Raw genomic sequence first — 16,232 nt, 5'->3', positions numbered from 1 at the left:
GGTTATGGCAGGTTTTTATGCGCACAATAAACTTTTGCGACAGAACCCTTATTTACAACCTGCACTCGTGATCGGATTAACATTACCTTGAATACCTTCAATTATTTTACTACGTTTGCACTCCAGCTCAGTAACTGGGTAGAGTCCATCCCACGCATTGAATAGCTGGCGTTGTGAATCACTAAGGGTATACTTTGGGTAAACAGCGTCAAAGTAGAGAGCCACTCTAGCCACAACGCCTTTTGCGTAGTTAGGAGGCTCAGCTTTACGGTCTTGAATCGTCATTAAACAATTTCCTAACGACTCACCTTCAACCATTCCATACCTGTAATTGCTCCTTAACGCGTTTACAGTCCCTATAGAGGGGTAAAGATTGTACAGATCAGCCTGCATATAGCGATAGTCTTTACTCACCTTGGTGGCGCATCTACGCCCTTTATATCGCTTGCCTTTCTTAGTGATACACATAGCGTCGCCATTACGCCAAGCGGGGTATGCTCTCCCGAAGTTCTCAGCAGGAACTACATGCTCCCATTCCAGGCGCTTTGCACGTTTCTTGTACTTATCTGAATAAAATCCATTCGGATCGGTGATCTCTTTACCCTCAAACGTCCCCTTGCAATAAATTGTTTCATGAGGCAACTGGTTATAGACATATAGCTCAAGTGTCTTCTTTGATTTGCTAAAGCTCTGGTTCTCAGTATTCCCTGCTGGGTGGCCTGAAAAAGCATTGGCAGCGATAGAAAAGCTAGCGATTACAGCTATTGATGCTATTAATGTATTCATGCCTTTTAATTTTGATATACGCGCCATCGCGCGTCTTCATGATAGATTTTGGGACTCCATGTCACAAAAATCGATTCGCCGCACGGCGAATCATTTATGCCCTGGCACGCCTGCGTCCACCTAACCCATGCACAAAACCCGCATGGCTATGGGGGGGCTCATCGGGATAAAATTTTAGCCTCCCGAGGGCGCTGCTAGCGCCCTTCGGATTGGCAAATTTCCCTTCGCCTACCACGGACTATTAATCCATCCAAGATTAACAGCGTAGGTTGTCCACTAAAATTTGTTGATTATATCAATATTTTTCCGCATCCGTGACCGCGCGAAGTATAACCATTTAAGTTGTAGGAACCGGGGGTCTGTCAAGGTTCTGTCGCATGCTTGGGCTGGGATGCCAAAAACAAGCTTTCGCAAAAATAGCGACTCCCCCGCGACCTGATGGATAACGAACCTGAAAGCCCAACGCTTAAAATCAGGGAAACGGAGCCTAAGCGGAGTGATGATTTTTATCAAACAAACGATTAACAATAATGGATTTCCTGATAAGGTCGTTATGGATAAAAGTGGCGCTAACTATGCAGGATTAGCCAATATTAACCTCTTGTTAATCCTCGCTGGGTTTGCCACTATGATCGACATATTACAGGTTAAATATTTGAATAACATCATCGAACAGGATCATCGCTTTATCAAAAAAATAACAAAACCGATGATGGGCTTTAAAGCGTTTCACTCCGCTCAAGCAACCATTGATGGAATTGAAACGGCACATATGATCCGAAAGGGACAATTGTCTGAGGAAAATATTCCTGCTTATAAGCAGTTTATGGCTTTAGCAGGATAGTTATGCCTGAAGACCAGGAGGTCTGCGCTTTTGATAATTATTGCGACAGAACCATTTTTTTTAAGAGCTTTTAAAGATCAATTTGTCGTCATATGAAAGGTTTTATTTTTTATCAGTACTGATTTTTTTAAAATTACTCTGGTAAATTATAAACCTCAATTTTCCCTTCTAATTTAGCAACCATTTTTTCAGCATCCGAAGCTGTTTTAGTAGTTCTTAGATTCAACTAACAAGTGCAATTCATTTTTAAGAGACTGAGAGGGCCAAGAGAACTAAAAAAACGTCATTTTCCACCATTTTATAAGCCATAATTTACTTAAGCCAATTGAAGTAGTTTAAATTGACCTGAATTAAAGTGCTGTTTGGCTTCCCAAAGGTCATAATTATCTTGCATCTTCAGCCAGCTTTCAGGTGATCTTCCCAGTACGCTAGAGAGCCTTAATGCAATATCAGGTGTGACATTAGCAATATTGTTTATTAGGCGGCTTATCAAGCCGTTACTAAGCTTTAGTTCTCGAGCTAATTGGTTAGATCCAATATCGAAAGGAGTGAGGTAAACCTCTTTGATAAATTCACCGGGGTGTAATGGTTCAAATTGTTCAATAGTCATTAGTGATAATCCTCATAATTTAATATAAACGCGTTACCGTCAACAAACGCTGTCAGCCCCGGACGGGCTGATAGTCTCCAGAAGGCGCAGGGAAATTTGCCAATCCGAAGTGCGCGATAGCGCGCGAGGGAGGCTAAAATTTTATCCCGAATAGCCGTAGAGCCATTTGAGGTAGCCATGACTGAGCTGCTTTGTGCTCAGTCTGTGGCGGACGCAGGGCGGCTGGAGCATCTCCTATTCGCTGCGTAGGTGAACGAATTACGGCGACAGGAGTCCCGGAATTTCGTGAGGTAGCATGGCGCGCCTAAACTCTTTCTTCCATAATTTCTTCAAGGTCGCGATACGAAACGCCATACCTGACATAAAAGAAAACAGCATAAAGAATGACATCTTTTTGAAAGTGAGTGCCTTTGAAGCTGAGCATATGATCCACCTTTTATTGAAATTGATAATTATGATAGCAGATAACGTCGGGAAGGGGGATTTATGCGACAGAACCCTTTAAAGCGTTTCACTCCGCTCAAGCAACCATTGATGGAATTGAAACGGCACATATGATCCGAAAGGGACAATTGTCTGAGGAAAATATGCCTGCTTATAAGCAGTTTATGGCTTTAGCAGGATAGTTATGCCTGAAGACTAGGCTTCCTGCATTTCCAACAATACTTGCGACAGAACCCCACTGAGTAATAAATTAAGATAACCTTAATTTAGGGGAGATATTTCATTATTCAAGCTTGGCTGCTTCAGGAAGTTATTTCGTGCACATTCCTTAGTGACTTATGTAAGGAAATCGGGATTACCAGACAAACACTTTATCGTTATGTTGCTCCTGATGGATCGTTGCGAGAAAGTGGAAAAAAGTTACTGAAAAAAGCTTAACGGGGTTTATGTTCCGACGCTGTCAGCCCCGGACGGGATGATAGTCTCCAGAAGGCGTAGGGAAATTTGCCAATCCGAAGTGCGCGATAGCGCGCGAGGGAGGCTAAAATTTTATCCCGAATAGCCGTAGAGCCATTTGAGGTAGCCATGACTGAGCTGCTTTGTGCTCAGTCTGTGACAGCATAAAGAATGACATCTTTTGGAAAGTGAGTGCCTTTGAAGCTGAGCATGTGATCCACCCTATTATTGAAATTTAGAATTAGGATAGCAGATAACGTCGGGAAGGGGGATTTATGCGACAGAACCGTTTACAGTCTGAAAACCAAGCGTTAGCTGATGAACGTAAACAAGAAATTGATAAATTAACCCAGAATTTAAAGCAAGAACGTAATGCTTCCGAAGACGCACGCTTAAAACTCACTCAGAAGCTTAACAAGACCGAATTATTGATTCAGAGGACTAACTCCCTAGAATCTGGCGTAATCGAGCTTAAAAACGATCTGAAGCAGTCTGATGATATAAAAAATCAAACAGGAAAGGAGTTAGCTGTGGTAGAAGCTAAATTTCAAGCTGAAAAGGAAAAGTCAGGGGGCTTAGAAGACCAACTTAACCAAAAAGAAACTGACTTTGCTCAAGAGAAAGTCAGTTTTACTGATTTGTTAAAAACGAAAGCCGTCCAGTCATTTGAGGGAGTGCTACGTAGCCTGCGCCGAGTTTACGATGGTGTGGCGAAGTGGCACGTACGCGGGACGGCTGTGGCGCCGTAGGCAATAGCGACTCCCCGATTCCCAAACGGTAGCGGCTGAAATGAAAGGACGATTGATCGAATTGGATCAGAAAAAAACTAAGGATTTAATACAGAAATAGGAAGAATCTTAAACATCCTCATATTTTCAATATGAGTCTTATAAAAGTGACTTTTAAAAAATCTTTAATTTTTTCTTTTTTTCTTTTTTTCTTTTTTTAGGACTATTAAAATTATTTAAAATCAATACATTATAAATGTATATCATGACCTTTTTATGGTTTAATCATGACCTTTTTATGGTATTGTACGACCTTGTTTTTAATATTATTCTAGGTATTCTGTGGATAACTCAAATAATCACTTAACAGTGGTAAAACATAACAATATTGTAGAAGCTGGATATAGGTTGAGCATTAATGAAAATAGGGTATTGCTAACCTGTATTAGCCAAATAGATTCTATGGGAGTGATAAATAGTGATGATAAATTTATCGTTACAGTTCAAGATCTAATAGACTTAATCGGTTTAGACACCAAAAACACTTACAAACAATTGGAGCTGGCAGCTAAAAGGCTTTATTCTCGGTCTGTATCAATAAATCTACCAGATAATAGGCTACTAGAAACTAGATGGGTTTCTTCTATCGAATACATCCCTAATTCTGGATCTGTAGAGCTCCAATTTTCACAGAAAATAATTCCTTACATATCAGAGCTGAGACGTGAGTTTACGCAGTACCGCCTTAACAATATCTTGATGTTTAAATCAAATTACTCAATCAGAATTTATGAATTATTGGTGAAGTGGGACGGTAATACTAAGGTAGTAGAAGTAGACTGGCTTAAGAAGAAATTTCAGATTGAAGATAAGTATAAAAATATTGGTGATTTGAAGCGAAAAGTAATCGATATTGCTATAACTGAGATAAACCAACACAGTGATATGACGGTGGCTTATACTCAAATAAAGCGAGGCCGTAATATAGTGGCTTTTAAATTCGAGTATTCACTAAAAAAAGATAAAAAACCCAAGAAAGAAAAGACATGGCACGGTATCCCTGAAACAGAGGTTGATAAATTGGCACGAGTTGGTGAATCATACCCAGAGGCAGGAAAGCGGATCGCTTCTCTAAAGCAGGCATTAGGTAAAAAATCGTAGAAAATTATCAATAACAGGTTGTGGTCTTTGGCATTTAATGAGTAAGATTGTTGCTATTTTGAATCAAAAGGGCGGTGCGGGTAAAACCACCATTGCGACTAATTTAGCCAGAGCCTTGCAGACAATAAATCAGCGAGTGTTATTAGTCGATTCAGATCCTCAGGGCAGTGCACGAGATTGGAATGCGGTAAGTGATGGAGGTTTAGCCCCCGTAATTGGCTTAGATAGGCAGACTCTAGCTAAAGATATTCAAGCGGTTAAAAGGGACAATTGTCTGAGGAAAACATGCCTGCGTATAAGCAGTTTATGGCTTTAGCAGGATAGTTATGCCTGAAGACCAGGAGGACTACGCTTTTTGATAATTATTGCGACAGAACCCTTCGGATTGGCGAATTGCCCTGTCGCCTACCACGGACTAAAAATCATCACTTCGCTTTAGCTCCGTTTCCCTGATTTTCAGCGATGGTGAATTCAAACTAAAAAGCTAACAAATAAAGGATGACTTCGGTATGACAAAAATTGTAACTCTATATAACCACAAAGGTGGTGTGTCAAAAACAACAACGACCTTCAATCTTGCTCATTTTTTGGCACAAAATGGAAAAAAAGTTTTAGCGGTAGATGCTGATCCCCAATCAAACTTAACAGAGTTAATGATGTCTCCCATGATTGCTGCTCTTGATGAAAAGGAAATGACAGGAAGTGAAACAGAAATTGAAGGAAGCAGTCTATTAGATTTACTAAAACCCAGAATAGATGGTGATATATCTGAAATATCTATCGAAAGTGTAAAGACAATTAAAATAGATAAAGGGCTTGAATTACTCAAAGGTGATGTTAATTTAAGTATTATAGAAGATTCTTTGGCAGAAGCTCATATACAAAGATTTTCCAATAAAACCCATGAAAAACGAACATACGTAGCGATTGGGGATATCTTAACAAGATATGGTGCTGAAAATAAAATTGACTATATTCTTATCGATGTAGGCCCAAGTTCAGGAGCATTAACAAGGTCATGCTTTTTGATATGTGATGGGTACTTTGTACCAACAGCACCTGATCGATTTAATGTGCAAGCAATTGGAACATTATCGACAATAATTAAAAAATGGATGCAAGATCATTCTCAAATATATAATGATTTTATTGAGTTAAAACTACCTATTCGGCATGGACGGCCACAATTTCTAGGTGTAATTCTTCAAAATTTTAAAATTAGAGGTGGTAAGCCAAAAGCAACTTATCAAATGTGGATGGAGCGTATCCCAGAAAAAGTATCATCCTCATTACTTCCTTCAATTAGTGAATTTAATACTGATGAAAAAGATATTACAAGCGGATTGGCTAAAGATAAAATTGTTGTATCAAAAATTCGTGACTTTGAAGGGTTAATTCCAATAATGCAAGAGTGTGGTAAAGCCATGTTTGATATATCACAAAATGACACAAAAATTATTCCAGCCTCTAATGGTAAAGCTTGGAGTGGTGCTCCTTGGGAAGGAGCCCAAGAAAGGATGGCAACATACCGCCAATCTATATCAGAAATAGCAACGAATTTGGACTTAATTAAGTAATGGCTATTGAACTCAAGGAATATATAGTCGCTTTTATAGATTTATTAGGTTTTTCGGCAATGGTACAACATGATTGCGAAAGACCAAAAAAAGAACATCGTTACATTAAAGTTTTATATACAATTCACCTTAAAACTAAAGAGCTGAAAAAGACAATAATTGGCCTAGAAATAACACAGTTCTCTGATTCCGTCGTGTTGGCTATACCATATAGCCAAGAGAACTACAAAAAGGTCGTAGACGTTATTTCAAACTACCAATATGATTTGCTTAATGATGGAATATTATGCCGTGGTGGGGCCTCATACGGAAAACATTTTTCAACTGAAGATTTCTTGTTTAGCAATGGAATGATTGATGCTTATAAGATTGAATCTACCATTGCATTAACTCCAAGAGTTATAATTAGCAAAGAGTTAATAGATTTAGTTTACCCTGCTAGTGAGCTGTCAAAAAACGAGCACTTGATACTCGAGAGTGATGGGTTGTATTTCATAAACTATATGAAAAATGGTAATGCTGATGATAGTTGGAAAGCAATATGTAAAGCAATTCCCGATGAATTAAGTGAAAACCCTTCAATTAGGAGTAAACATATCTGGCTTATTGACTATTACAATCACCAGTTTCCAGAATCAAAACGAAAAGATAACCACCGCTTTGTCAGCCCTGACGCATGAAATAAAACCGCATAAAAAGCCATGTTATATTAAGCAATTGGGTTTTTAATACCGAATTTTCCTTGTTTTAAGCGATTGTAAGGCGAATAAAAAAGTTCTTCGAGGTCGTAGATGTTTAATGGGACATTTTGTGATGACTATAGCGATAGAAGCAATAAAGCGTGGATTAATCGACTGTTGGGCAGTTCACTAAAAATCACAAAAACCAGGCTAAAACCCTGTCAAGAACTTTTTTAATTATTTACGCTGAGTAGTTACAGGGGGAATAAATAAAGTATGCTTCAAAGATTCGGGGACTGCTCTCGATAGAGTGGTAGAGGTTATCGAGATAGCTACGTTAAGACTATTTATTTCCTTTTATCATTCAACAATACTCTTCACTGTTGATACGTACCATTTGCCACCGCACCTAGTTTATTCATTCTTTAACCACGCATCCCCTTGGCAATCCTAACAATTCGACACTCACTAGAGGGGTATGGATACACTGATAGAGGGAGTTAAATAAACAAGTGTATTTTTAACATCGCCATCAACACAGCTAATCACCATTAACAAGACCTTATTTATAGTTAATAATGTTAAAAAAGACTGTTAAAAAACTTATCTCATGCTATAGTTAATAAAACCCATGTTAAAAAAGTAATTTATAAGCAGTTTATGGCTTTAGCAGGATAGTTATGCCTGAAGACCAGGAAGTCTGAGCTTTTGATAATTATTGCGACAGAACCTATTGAACACCTGGTAGAACTTATCGTAGCCTCTGCCATGCAAAATGATGAAGAACACTGGCAAGCATTACAAAAGGCTAATCATTCCCTTTTTGTTTTTTGCAAAGTATTTTTCGAGTTGAATCAAGCACATTTGAAGGTCATTAAAACCATCTTTTGTAAAGCCGAGGTAAACCTCTCTTTTTTTAAGATTAATTCCGCTAAAACAACCTATTGCTTCTACATCATCTGAATTTCTCCCCGTTCTAAAATCCAGCCTATTGCCCAGCTTATCTAGAAGCTCTTCTTTATCTCTATCATTTTTCAGATCATAGAGGATGACTGTAGAATTATTATTTGTGTATCTTTTCTTCAAGTTTCTAAAATTAGGGAATGCTGATTGGCATTTCACATTCATCTCATCATGAATATCATATTCATGACATACAACACTCACACCACGTGCATCAAAATTAAAAAGGCTAAATGATTGATCATCATTAAGATAACTGCTTATTTGATAACTAGGCCTTGCTAGGCTGTTTTTACAAAAATAATAAGTCTTAAATGATCCTAGGGTTTCAACATCCCGAATTAAACAACCGGCAACGGCCGATGAACAACTACCGATAATTAGCAATCCAATAGTAACCTTTAATCTTACTTGATTATTCCAATATAAAAACGAAGCGCGACTAAACATTAATTAACCCTAGCACATTAGAAATCATCGGCATATTTAGTTTTAGAACGATAACCTTCAGATTTTTTTATCTTTGTGCCGCTAGCTGAGCTAGAAGAAGCCCCTTCAGACCTTTGACCAGATTCACCTCTAGCAACACTATTATCTATTGTGGCGCGAGTATCTGCGGCCGCTTCTGACAATGAATCTTTCCAGCCCATACGAACCATAATAGTTTTCCCATCTGGGTCCATGCACTCGTCCAGCTTAATAATGCCAGATAATACTGATTCTGTTTCTGCCCCAATAAAGTCTGCATATTTAGTAATTTCTTCAGCATATCCTTCAGTTGATCCATCCCCCGATGTTTTCTCTACACTTTCCATTAGCTCTTCATTCAGCGTACCTGCTTTAACTTTTGTCTTAATCCATTCTGAAAAGTCGCGTTTACCTTTCATTTCAGCTTGCCGTCTTGCTTTATTTATAAGGCTACGCTTAGGTACAATAAATGATTGTTCTGCAAAGATAGAAAATGATCGAATCTTTCCATCTTCTGACATATTGGGGACCACACCTGATGTCGTCCCATTATCTGCCAAGTAATCATCACAAGAGCCAGCCATTACAGCAGTGGATGCTACAAGCAGTCCAAATAAAAGTACATTTTGTTTACCAATCATTATTGGATTTACTCCTTAGTTTTTCAAATTTTTGATTTATTTCTTTTTCAGTGCGTGAAACAGTGTGGCCTCTATTGTGAGAATATTTTTGTTTGGGAACTTTACCTGATAGCTTGTTGATCAGCAAGACGGACTTATTTGCAATCATATTAATGTGCGCCTGTATACCTGCCTTACCAGTAAGCTTATGACGATTAAAAACTACATTCCGCGATAAAACGACTCGTGATGTTGCTGGATCAATAACTTTAATGGCAATAGTTGCATTAAACTCATTACTTATAATTGTCATATCACCGACTTTTCGATGTCGTTTTTCAGGTGAGTAATGCATTACACTCGTAATAACTATGCGGTCGGCACCAGCCATATTACCAATTCGAGCTATTTCTGAAATATCACCATTTTTGGCAATAAACTCCATTTCACTCTTAATTTCTGGGAGACTTTCACGATCCAATATATTGAAGTAGTTAGATGATGAAAGTTGGCTTTCTATTGAGTCTTGCAAGCTCTCAGTAAATAATTTCGTATCAACATTTGTATTTTTTGCTTTATACGTTGGCAGCAATATCACAAGCGTTTTTTTACTCGTATCAATACCTTTGTCATATTTGGCAAGGTTTACACTTACAGTTACCAACACTCCTGTATCAATTGCCTTACTTGAGACGATATTGTATGAATGAATCATGCCCTTGGTTTTTGTTCTAATAGCCTCTGTCATGACTGTTGTTTCAAGAGCAGAACCATCATTACCACCTTTAGAGGTAGTTTTCTCTTCAGAAACCAGACTATCCATATTCATTGTTGATGTTGAAAACTGTTGTCCAAAAACTTGAGATACTGCCTGCTTAAGGGCTGTATTTAACGCTTGGGCAGAATTCGTCCCAGTACCTTCAACTGTTACTGAAATAATTTTTACTCCAGCTCCATCAGCCGTCGGTGTAACAGTACTATTGGTTTTTAGATTAGAGTCGTTCTGATCTTGGGCTGAAGATGGTGATTTAATCGTTTGAGCAGCTCTTGCTGCCATCTCTGAAAGGCTTGGCTTCCACCCCATGCGAACATAAACAGCCTTATCAACTTTGTCGACACATTCATCAAGCTTAATTATGCCTGAAAGAACCGAGCTAGTATTACTGGATATTTGATCTGCATATTTAGTAATTTCTTCAGCATTTCCTTCAGTTGATCCATCACTCGATGTTTTTTCTAGATTTTCCATCAATTCCTCATTGAATGTACCCGCTTTGATTTTTGTTTTAATCCATTCTGAAAAATTACGTTTTGCCTTTAATTCTGCCTGGCGCCTGGCTTTATTTATAAGACTGCTTTTAGGGGCAATAAATGATTGTATGCCATACATAGATAAAGATCTTAATTGGCCATTTTCTATACGAGGGACAATTCCTGAAATAGCATTAGCTTCAGCTAAATAATCATCACAAACATTTGCATACACATCGACTGAGAGAAGGAAGCCAAAGCTAAAAGCAATTATTATTCGTGTCATACTGAAGGCTCTTATTGTAAATGATTGGTAATCATGCCGGTCTGTAACCCGACCGGCTATTTTCGTAATTTATATTAAAAATCCGATGCGCCGGGCATATCGCTAATGTTATCTGGCATAGCAATATCCGCAGCCATCATCATATTGACAACAGCAGGAACTTTCATAAAGAAGTCTTTTGCGCCGGTTGCCGCAACTGGAGCTAGCTTAATTACGCCTACAAAGTTCGCCATTTGTGTCATTGGGGCATCTGCAGCTTTTGAGGCAACATCACTAACACCCTTTACACCTTCAAGGTATTTAACACCACCAATAACATACTGAAACATAGACTCAGTTAGCTTAGCTTTCTGCTCTTCACTCAAAGATGCAAGCTGCTCTTTATCCCCGCTAATCTTTTCCATGATCGAACCAGAAGCTTCTGCAGTTTCACCCAAGTTAAAACTTCCAGATACTGAACCGTCTTTTGTTATTGCTTCAACTTGTGCCTTTAAAGCTGCTGCATCTTCTTTATAACCAAGAGCTTCAGCCATTGTGATACTACTAAGGGCCAACAGACGCGTTCCAGTATAAACCTTCTTTTCAGCGCTATCACCCGTTGATGCCAGATCTCCCCAGTTGACATTAGAAGCGGCACTCCCCGTACTTACGCCAGGCACCTTGATGTCAGGTAAACCGAATGCATTAGCATTTGAGATTGGCAGAGCCAGGGCAAATGTCATTGCGATAGCACCTGAGGTTAGTTGTTTTTCAAAAACCTTCTTCATTTTAAATTTCCTCATAATTATTAAATTAACGAACACCTTTTTTTTGTAGTTGATCAACCACGATGGTTACAGCGGCTAGAGCGGACTTATTAAGAGCTTCGTTGGTTGCGTAATCTTCAGTTTCCCCAAGCCCATAAACTTGCTTTGCACTTACTTTTGCAATAGCTCTAGATTTACCGTTTTGGAACATATAGACTTGGTAATTAACACTCGCAGCCACCTTGAACAACCCTGTAGCAGCATCTGTAATTGGCAGGTCTAGATCAACTCTGCCCATGCCTAAATAACTCCACTCAGCATCTCTTGCAGCATTTTTAATCGCCGATTTAGTGCGACCTTTAAGCACACCTTTATCTGTAGCCTGATCATAAATTTCATCCATGTAGGGGGCACCGTAATCAGAAAGATCATTGTATTCCATTGGTTCAAAGCCAGCATTGATTAGTGATTCTTCAATCGCGCCAGAGAGTGTTTCCTGATAACTTTCATCAATTTCCCATGTGCTAGCAGTGCGCTTTCGAGTAGTAGATCCACCTGATGCACGACGAGAAAAAGTTTTAGATCCTACCGAGTCGACTGTCTTATTGCCATTAGATGCAGCCTGTTCGGATACGCTATTAAGCCCTTCAGATTCTTTAACATCAACCCGCTTTTTATCATATCCCTTTGAAGATATTTTCACTCTAGCAATTAGAACACTGCCAAAATCAGAAGCCATACCCAACCCTTGATTTCCGCTAGCACTCAAATCATTAAATAAGGCAGTTACACTCCCATCATCGAAACTTACACGTAAAGAAACTTTATAGTTTTTTGCTTCTTTATCATTTTTCTCTTGAACAACTATCTCTTCCATTATCAGATCTTCAAGGTTTCTTAAAATCTCTTCTTTATTGGAACGATAAGTTGATTTTCTCGCTACCGAAAAACCGCCTACATATTTTTTCCAAGCTGAAATACGCGCTTTTGCCAAGCCTTTCTCTCGAGTATCGCTGTTATAAGATTTGTAAGGCAAACTTGCTCTTGCTGTAATCTCTTTTGCATATAATGATGTGGAAAACGTGACTATCAGCATTAATAATAATGCTTGTTTAGTTAGTTGATTCATAAGTAGCACCATTTATCTGAATTAGTTTAAAAGTTCTTCATGAACATGGAAAATGCTTCTTTTGTTTGGTTTTGATTCTTCGACGACTTTTTGTAAAAATCATCACTATCGTCAGGCATATTTAGTGCTTTAGCTATATTTGACAAAAGAGCCAACAATGTTTTTTCGTATTGTGTTTGGTCATTAATTTGCGTTCCTTTACGATAAAATCGACAAGGCATACTTTTTAAAGGTAAATCTAAGATACTATCTCCAAAACTATCTTCAACTGAAAAATTTAGACGAGCTGCATGACAAACAGTATTGCCACTACCATTAGCTTTTTCCTTCTGCAATTTGCCCAATTTCGCTAAATTCAATTTTATTGCAACATCTGGTTCAGGTAGCTCTATTACTCTATTTCCAGAACTAAGACGAGTTTTGAGTTTTCCGCCAACAATATGCCCTACACTAGATGGTAGCATTTGAATGCCAGTTTCAGTCATTAATACACCTTCGAACACCTGAGCTAGCTGCATAGTAAAATAATTCATAGCATCTTTACTATAGCCAATCACATCATTAACTTTAGTACTGCTACTGACTTCAACAATTTGCGCTCTACGAACCTTGTCACTAGGTAATGAATATTTCTTAGCGCGACTAAGTGCATCTGAAGCAAAATTTATTTTCAACTCATTGCTTACAAGCATCGCTTTTACAATGCCGTACATTTCTTTGTCGGAAATCTTGCCGTTCGATGCCGTGTCGTAACGAATATATGTTGGAACCGCGCCAACCAACTTGTTGCTATCTAAATCCATAAATAAAAGGCTTCCAAAGATAGCTATCGAGTTAAGTGTATTTTTATTCGTATAATGAGAGTTTACTGTTTCATCAACAATCAGGCGTTCATAAGTGATGGCTAAAGCAACGCCAATAGCATTAGTTCCCGGCTCTGCTTGTGTAAATTTAACCTTTCCACCTGCAATTTTTTGGCCCTTGAACACAGTACGACTAAATACTTCAAAGCATGACGTGTTATCACATGAATGATCATCAAACACTCTTGAAGAGTAAGGATACAGTGTATCCCTTTTTGCATAATCCCCCATAAAGCCGACACCAGCCCAATGAAAGTCTTGAGCACTTACTGATACTGAAAAAGCTAATAAAGATAAAAAGCTAATAATATAAAAGGATAAGCCTCTAGGATGAGTGCTGTTGATAAAATAACTCATCGACAATTAACTCCCATTTTGCAGCAACCAGCACAACTAGTTATCTCTTCGCTTGCCTGCAAGCCTCTTTCAGAACACCAACGCTCTGCTAGACCAACAGCTGTTTTTCTATGTTTATCAAGGTAACGGATCACAATATGGACATTACTGCTGGCTACTACTTCAGGTTCAGTCAATGCACAAACCCCAAAGCTTGCAGTCTGATCATTAATTATCACCTCATTACGTGGAGAAGAAGTACAACCAAATAAACTTAATACTGCAATAGCAAGTACCACATAAATAAACTTCATTCGCTGAAAATCAGGGAAACGGAGCCAAAGCGAAGTGATGATTTTTAGTCCGTGGTAGGCGACAGGGCAATTCGCCAATCCGAAGTGCGCTAGCAGCGCGCGAGGGAGGCAAAGAATTGCATTCCGAATAGCCGTCAAGCCATGTGTGGGAGCCTTAACGGAGCAGGGTTTTGTTGCGTAGTTGAGGCGGACGCGGGGCGGACCAGGGCACAAATGATTCGCCGCGTGGCGAATCGATTTTTGTGACATGGAGTCCCAAAATCTATCATGAGGCGCGCCTAACAAAAGGAAACGTTGCCCAATCAAATTCAGCAGGCAACAGAAGCGCCGACTTTACGCTGGGTATTCCAGTTATTATTGGGCATTCATTGCCTTAAAATATCGACGGAAAATCAGTTACATCAGGTGATTGAAGGACTTACGCCTTTGCGAGAGAAAATTTTATTACTCTTTGGCTCGATTGTGGCTGAAATATATCAACTTTCTTGTGGGTAGCACCCGCTCAATGTGAGTTAAAACTGAGCATATGAACATTCTTTTATTCGAATTGGGAATCATGATAGCAGATAAAGTGGAGAAGTTAACTTTATGCGGTAGCCCCATTATCTTGAGAAAAATAATTCTAATATCTCTATCATTGTTGCCAAATATAGCACAGGCTGATAGGTTTATTGACCGTCCGAGATCAGGAAATATTAGCCATCTTAATACGAGATACTTGAACCTCATAACAGGGCGGTTTCTCACGCAAGACATACGAAAACAGTTTTTCTCCCATTACGTGTATGGTAATGGGAGGGTCATCTTATCATCTGACCCTTCTGGGGAGGTATTTCCTCTTGAGCAGGTTGAGCGGGCTCGTGAAGCGACGCTTATTTTTGATTCGTCGAGAACCGAGCAGGTAGCTCGAGGCGAAACAGCGCCTATTTCTGCCTCACATGAAGAAATAATTACAACCAATGGCTCGGAGGCAGCAAAGAACGCAAAGTCAGGGAATGAAGTTATACAGGCGAGCAGCAGCCCAGGAAACCCTTCTATGGGTCCAGAGCTTGATCCCAATTCAAGAAATGAGGAAGGAAAAGATATTAGTGAGGAGGAGCATAACGCCGCACCTCCTGGCGAAGATATGAACGCACCCCCTGGCGAAGATATGAACGCACCCCCTGACGAAGATATGAACGCACCCCCTGACGATGTAGAATCTAATGAAGAAAAACTGATACGCATAGGTGCTGCAAGATCAGTAGAGGAATATCATGAGATGGTAGAAGTACTCAATCAGCCACATGCGCATAAACCTAGGGTTATGACTGAAGAGAGACTGAAGGCCATGGGGGCGTTTTATCTGTTTCCTGCGCCGCTGCCAGCCTTGGAGAGCGAAAGCGAGGGCTGGGGCTGGGGCTGGTAGTCCCCAGAAGGCGTAGGGCCGTTGTTTTGTCGGAATCGTAGCGCTAGCGTAGGTGTAGACAAAATAAAAGGCATTCCGAAACGCCGTCCAGTCATTTGAGGGAGTGTTACGAAGCCAGCACCGAGTTTACGATGGTAGTGGCGAAGTGGCACGTACGCAGGACGTCTGGGGCGCCGAAGGCATTAGTGGTCGCGTTAAGTTTTTGCCGCTTTGCTTGGGCTGGGATGCCCAAAACAAGCTTTCGCAAAAATAGCGACTCCCCGCATTAGCAAGAATCTGGTTCTGTCGCAAAAAGAAAATGTTTGTGTAAAAATCAACTGTAAGCTGTTTTCATGCGACAAAACCGTTGATAGTCACGGTGATACGTTTGATTTCATGCTTTCTGAGCACCGTGATGAAGAGGCTGCAACCGCATTTTTCAAACAAACGATGTAACTACGCTGTCAGCCCCGGATGGGCTGATAGTCTCCAGAAGGCGCAGGGAAATTTGCCAATCCGACTCAGCGTAAATAATTAAAAAAGTTCTTGACAGGGTTTTAGCCTGGTTTTTGTGATTTTTAGT

20 protein-coding genes and 3 pseudogenes are annotated in these 16,232 nt (G+C 39.6%); 12 read left to right on the top strand and 11 right to left on the bottom strand.

Annotation, left to right across the window (positions count from 1 at the left end; genetic code table 11):
- Window positions 1-48 precede the first annotated feature (48 nt).
- Window positions 49-786, bottom strand: coding sequence for an endonuclease (locus CDZ78_RS14995; protein WP_087870733.1), 738 nt, complete (start codon window positions 784-786; stop codon window positions 49-51).
- A gap of 478 nt (window positions 787-1,264) precedes the next feature.
- On the opposite strand from CDZ78_RS14995, the pseudogene CDZ78_RS14985 reads away from it, so the two are divergent.
- A pseudogene (locus CDZ78_RS14985) lies at window positions 1,265-1,630 on the top strand (DDE-type integrase/transposase/recombinase); the annotation flags it as partial.
- Window positions 1,631-1,946: 316 nt separating this feature from the next.
- Here CDZ78_RS14985 and CDZ78_RS14980 read toward each other — a convergent pair.
- The gene (locus CDZ78_RS14980; RefSeq protein WP_087870731.1) at window positions 1,947-2,240 is read right to left on the bottom strand and encodes a HigA family addiction module antitoxin; all 294 of its coding nucleotides are present in this window, start codon (window positions 2,238-2,240) and stop codon (window positions 1,947-1,949) included.
- Window positions 2,240-2,419 (bottom strand): hypothetical protein, encoded by a 180-nt coding sequence (locus CDZ78_RS14975; RefSeq protein WP_087870730.1) that lies wholly within the window; start codon window positions 2,417-2,419, stop codon window positions 2,240-2,242. Before CDZ78_RS14975 ends, CDZ78_RS14980 begins: the two co-directional genes overlap by 1 nt.
- Before the next feature lie 321 nt (window positions 2,420-2,740).
- Here CDZ78_RS14975 and CDZ78_RS21365 point away from each other — a divergent pair.
- Window positions 2,741-2,866 (top strand): annotated as a pseudogene (locus CDZ78_RS21365) (IS6 family transposase); the annotation flags it as partial.
- 139 nt (window positions 2,867-3,005) lie between these two features.
- Window positions 3,006-3,122 (top strand): annotated as a pseudogene (locus CDZ78_RS14965) (recombinase family protein); the annotation flags it as partial.
- Here the strand turns inward: CDZ78_RS14965 and CDZ78_RS22130 are convergent.
- On the bottom strand, window positions 3,119-3,271 hold the full coding sequence (locus CDZ78_RS22130; RefSeq protein ID WP_167374324.1) for a hypothetical protein: 153 nt from the start codon (window positions 3,269-3,271) through the stop codon (window positions 3,119-3,121). The pseudogene CDZ78_RS14965 and the gene CDZ78_RS22130 overlap by 4 nt on opposite strands.
- Before the next feature lie 144 nt (window positions 3,272-3,415).
- Here CDZ78_RS22130 and CDZ78_RS14960 point away from each other — a divergent pair, with 144 nt between their 5' ends.
- The 5 genes from CDZ78_RS14960 to CDZ78_RS14940 all read left to right on the top strand — a co-directional run bounded on the left by CDZ78_RS14960 (window position 3,416) and on the right by CDZ78_RS14940 (window position 7,286).
- Window positions 3,416-3,889: a hypothetical protein gene (locus CDZ78_RS14960; RefSeq protein ID WP_087870729.1), complete on the top strand. Its 474-nt coding sequence runs from the start codon at window positions 3,416-3,418 to the stop codon at window positions 3,887-3,889.
- Window positions 3,890-4,210: 321 nt separating this feature from the next.
- Window positions 4,211-5,029, top strand: coding sequence for a replication initiation protein (locus CDZ78_RS14955; protein ID WP_087870728.1), 819 nt, complete (start codon window positions 4,211-4,213; stop codon window positions 5,027-5,029).
- A gap of 37 nt (window positions 5,030-5,066) precedes the next feature.
- Entirely contained in the window at window positions 5,067-5,345 is a 279-nt protein-coding gene (locus CDZ78_RS14950; RefSeq protein ID WP_087870727.1) for a nucleotide-binding protein, read from the top strand.
- Window positions 5,346-5,538: 193 nt separating this feature from the next.
- Window positions 5,539-6,606 (top strand): ParA family protein, encoded by a 1,068-nt coding sequence (locus CDZ78_RS14945; protein ID WP_087870726.1) that lies wholly within the window; start codon window positions 5,539-5,541, stop codon window positions 6,604-6,606.
- Window positions 6,606-7,286 carry a hypothetical protein gene (locus CDZ78_RS14940; protein WP_087870725.1) on the top strand — a complete coding sequence of 227 codons (681 nt, stop codon included), beginning with the start codon at window positions 6,606-6,608 and terminating at the stop codon, window positions 7,284-7,286. Before CDZ78_RS14945 ends, CDZ78_RS14940 begins: the two co-directional genes overlap by 1 nt.
- A gap of 798 nt (window positions 7,287-8,084) precedes the next feature.
- Here the strand turns inward: CDZ78_RS14940 and CDZ78_RS14935 are convergent.
- The 7 genes from CDZ78_RS14935 to CDZ78_RS14905 form a co-directional block, all read right to left on the bottom strand.
- Complete coding sequence (locus CDZ78_RS14935) at window positions 8,085-8,699, bottom strand: hypothetical protein (RefSeq protein WP_087870724.1); 615 nt, start codon at window positions 8,697-8,699, stop codon at window positions 8,085-8,087.
- Window positions 8,700-8,716: 17 nt separating this feature from the next.
- A complete protein-coding gene (locus CDZ78_RS14930; RefSeq protein ID WP_087870723.1) occupies window positions 8,717-9,358 on the bottom strand; it encodes a hypothetical protein in 642 nt (213 codons plus the stop codon).
- Window positions 9,348-10,874 (bottom strand): CsgG/HfaB family protein, encoded by a 1,527-nt coding sequence (locus tag CDZ78_RS14925; protein ID WP_087870722.1) that lies wholly within the window; start codon window positions 10,872-10,874, stop codon window positions 9,348-9,350. The genes CDZ78_RS14930 and CDZ78_RS14925 overlap by 11 nt, the downstream gene beginning before the upstream one ends.
- A gap of 74 nt (window positions 10,875-10,948) precedes the next feature.
- Window positions 10,949-11,641 carry a hypothetical protein gene (locus CDZ78_RS14920; RefSeq protein ID WP_087870721.1) on the bottom strand — a complete coding sequence of 231 codons (693 nt, stop codon included), beginning with the start codon at window positions 11,639-11,641 and terminating at the stop codon, window positions 10,949-10,951.
- A gap of 25 nt (window positions 11,642-11,666) precedes the next feature.
- Window positions 11,667-12,749: a hypothetical protein gene (locus CDZ78_RS14915; RefSeq protein ID WP_087870720.1), complete on the bottom strand. Its 1,083-nt coding sequence runs from the start codon at window positions 12,747-12,749 to the stop codon at window positions 11,667-11,669.
- 26 nt (window positions 12,750-12,775) lie between these two features.
- Window positions 12,776-13,969: a hypothetical protein gene (locus CDZ78_RS14910; RefSeq protein WP_087870719.1), complete on the bottom strand. Its 1,194-nt coding sequence runs from the start codon at window positions 13,967-13,969 to the stop codon at window positions 12,776-12,778.
- A complete protein-coding gene (locus tag CDZ78_RS14905; protein WP_087870718.1) occupies window positions 13,966-14,262 on the bottom strand; it encodes a hypothetical protein in 297 nt (98 codons plus the stop codon). Before CDZ78_RS14905 ends, CDZ78_RS14910 begins: the two co-directional genes overlap by 4 nt.
- Window positions 14,263-14,556: 294 nt before the next feature.
- On the opposite strand from CDZ78_RS14905, the gene CDZ78_RS14900 reads away from it, so the two are divergent.
- The 4 genes from CDZ78_RS14900 to CDZ78_RS23255 all read left to right on the top strand — a co-directional run bounded on the left by CDZ78_RS14900 (window position 14,557) and on the right by CDZ78_RS23255 (window position 16,105).
- Window positions 14,557-14,757 carry a hypothetical protein gene (locus tag CDZ78_RS14900; protein ID WP_087870717.1) on the top strand — a complete coding sequence of 67 codons (201 nt, stop codon included), beginning with the start codon at window positions 14,557-14,559 and terminating at the stop codon, window positions 14,755-14,757.
- Window positions 14,758-14,788: 31 nt separating this feature from the next.
- Window positions 14,789-15,670, top strand: a complete 882-nt coding sequence (locus tag CDZ78_RS14895; RefSeq protein WP_087870716.1) for a hypothetical protein — start codon at window positions 14,789-14,791, stop codon at window positions 15,668-15,670.
- Window positions 15,671-15,773: 103 nt separating this feature from the next.
- Complete coding sequence (locus CDZ78_RS22125) at window positions 15,774-15,923, top strand: hypothetical protein (protein ID WP_167374323.1); 150 nt, start codon at window positions 15,774-15,776, stop codon at window positions 15,921-15,923.
- Window positions 15,881-16,105 (top strand): DDE-type integrase/transposase/recombinase, encoded by a 225-nt coding sequence (locus CDZ78_RS23255; protein WP_087870715.1) that lies wholly within the window; start codon window positions 15,881-15,883, stop codon window positions 16,103-16,105. Before CDZ78_RS22125 ends, CDZ78_RS23255 begins: the two co-directional genes overlap by 43 nt.
- Window positions 16,106-16,232 lie beyond the last annotated feature (127 nt).

The organism is Bathymodiolus platifrons methanotrophic gill symbiont, from assembly GCF_002189065.1.
Lineage (GTDB): Bacteria > Pseudomonadota > Gammaproteobacteria > Methylococcales > Methylomonadaceae > Methyloprofundus.
This window is presented reverse-complemented; position numbering and strand designations above follow the sequence as displayed.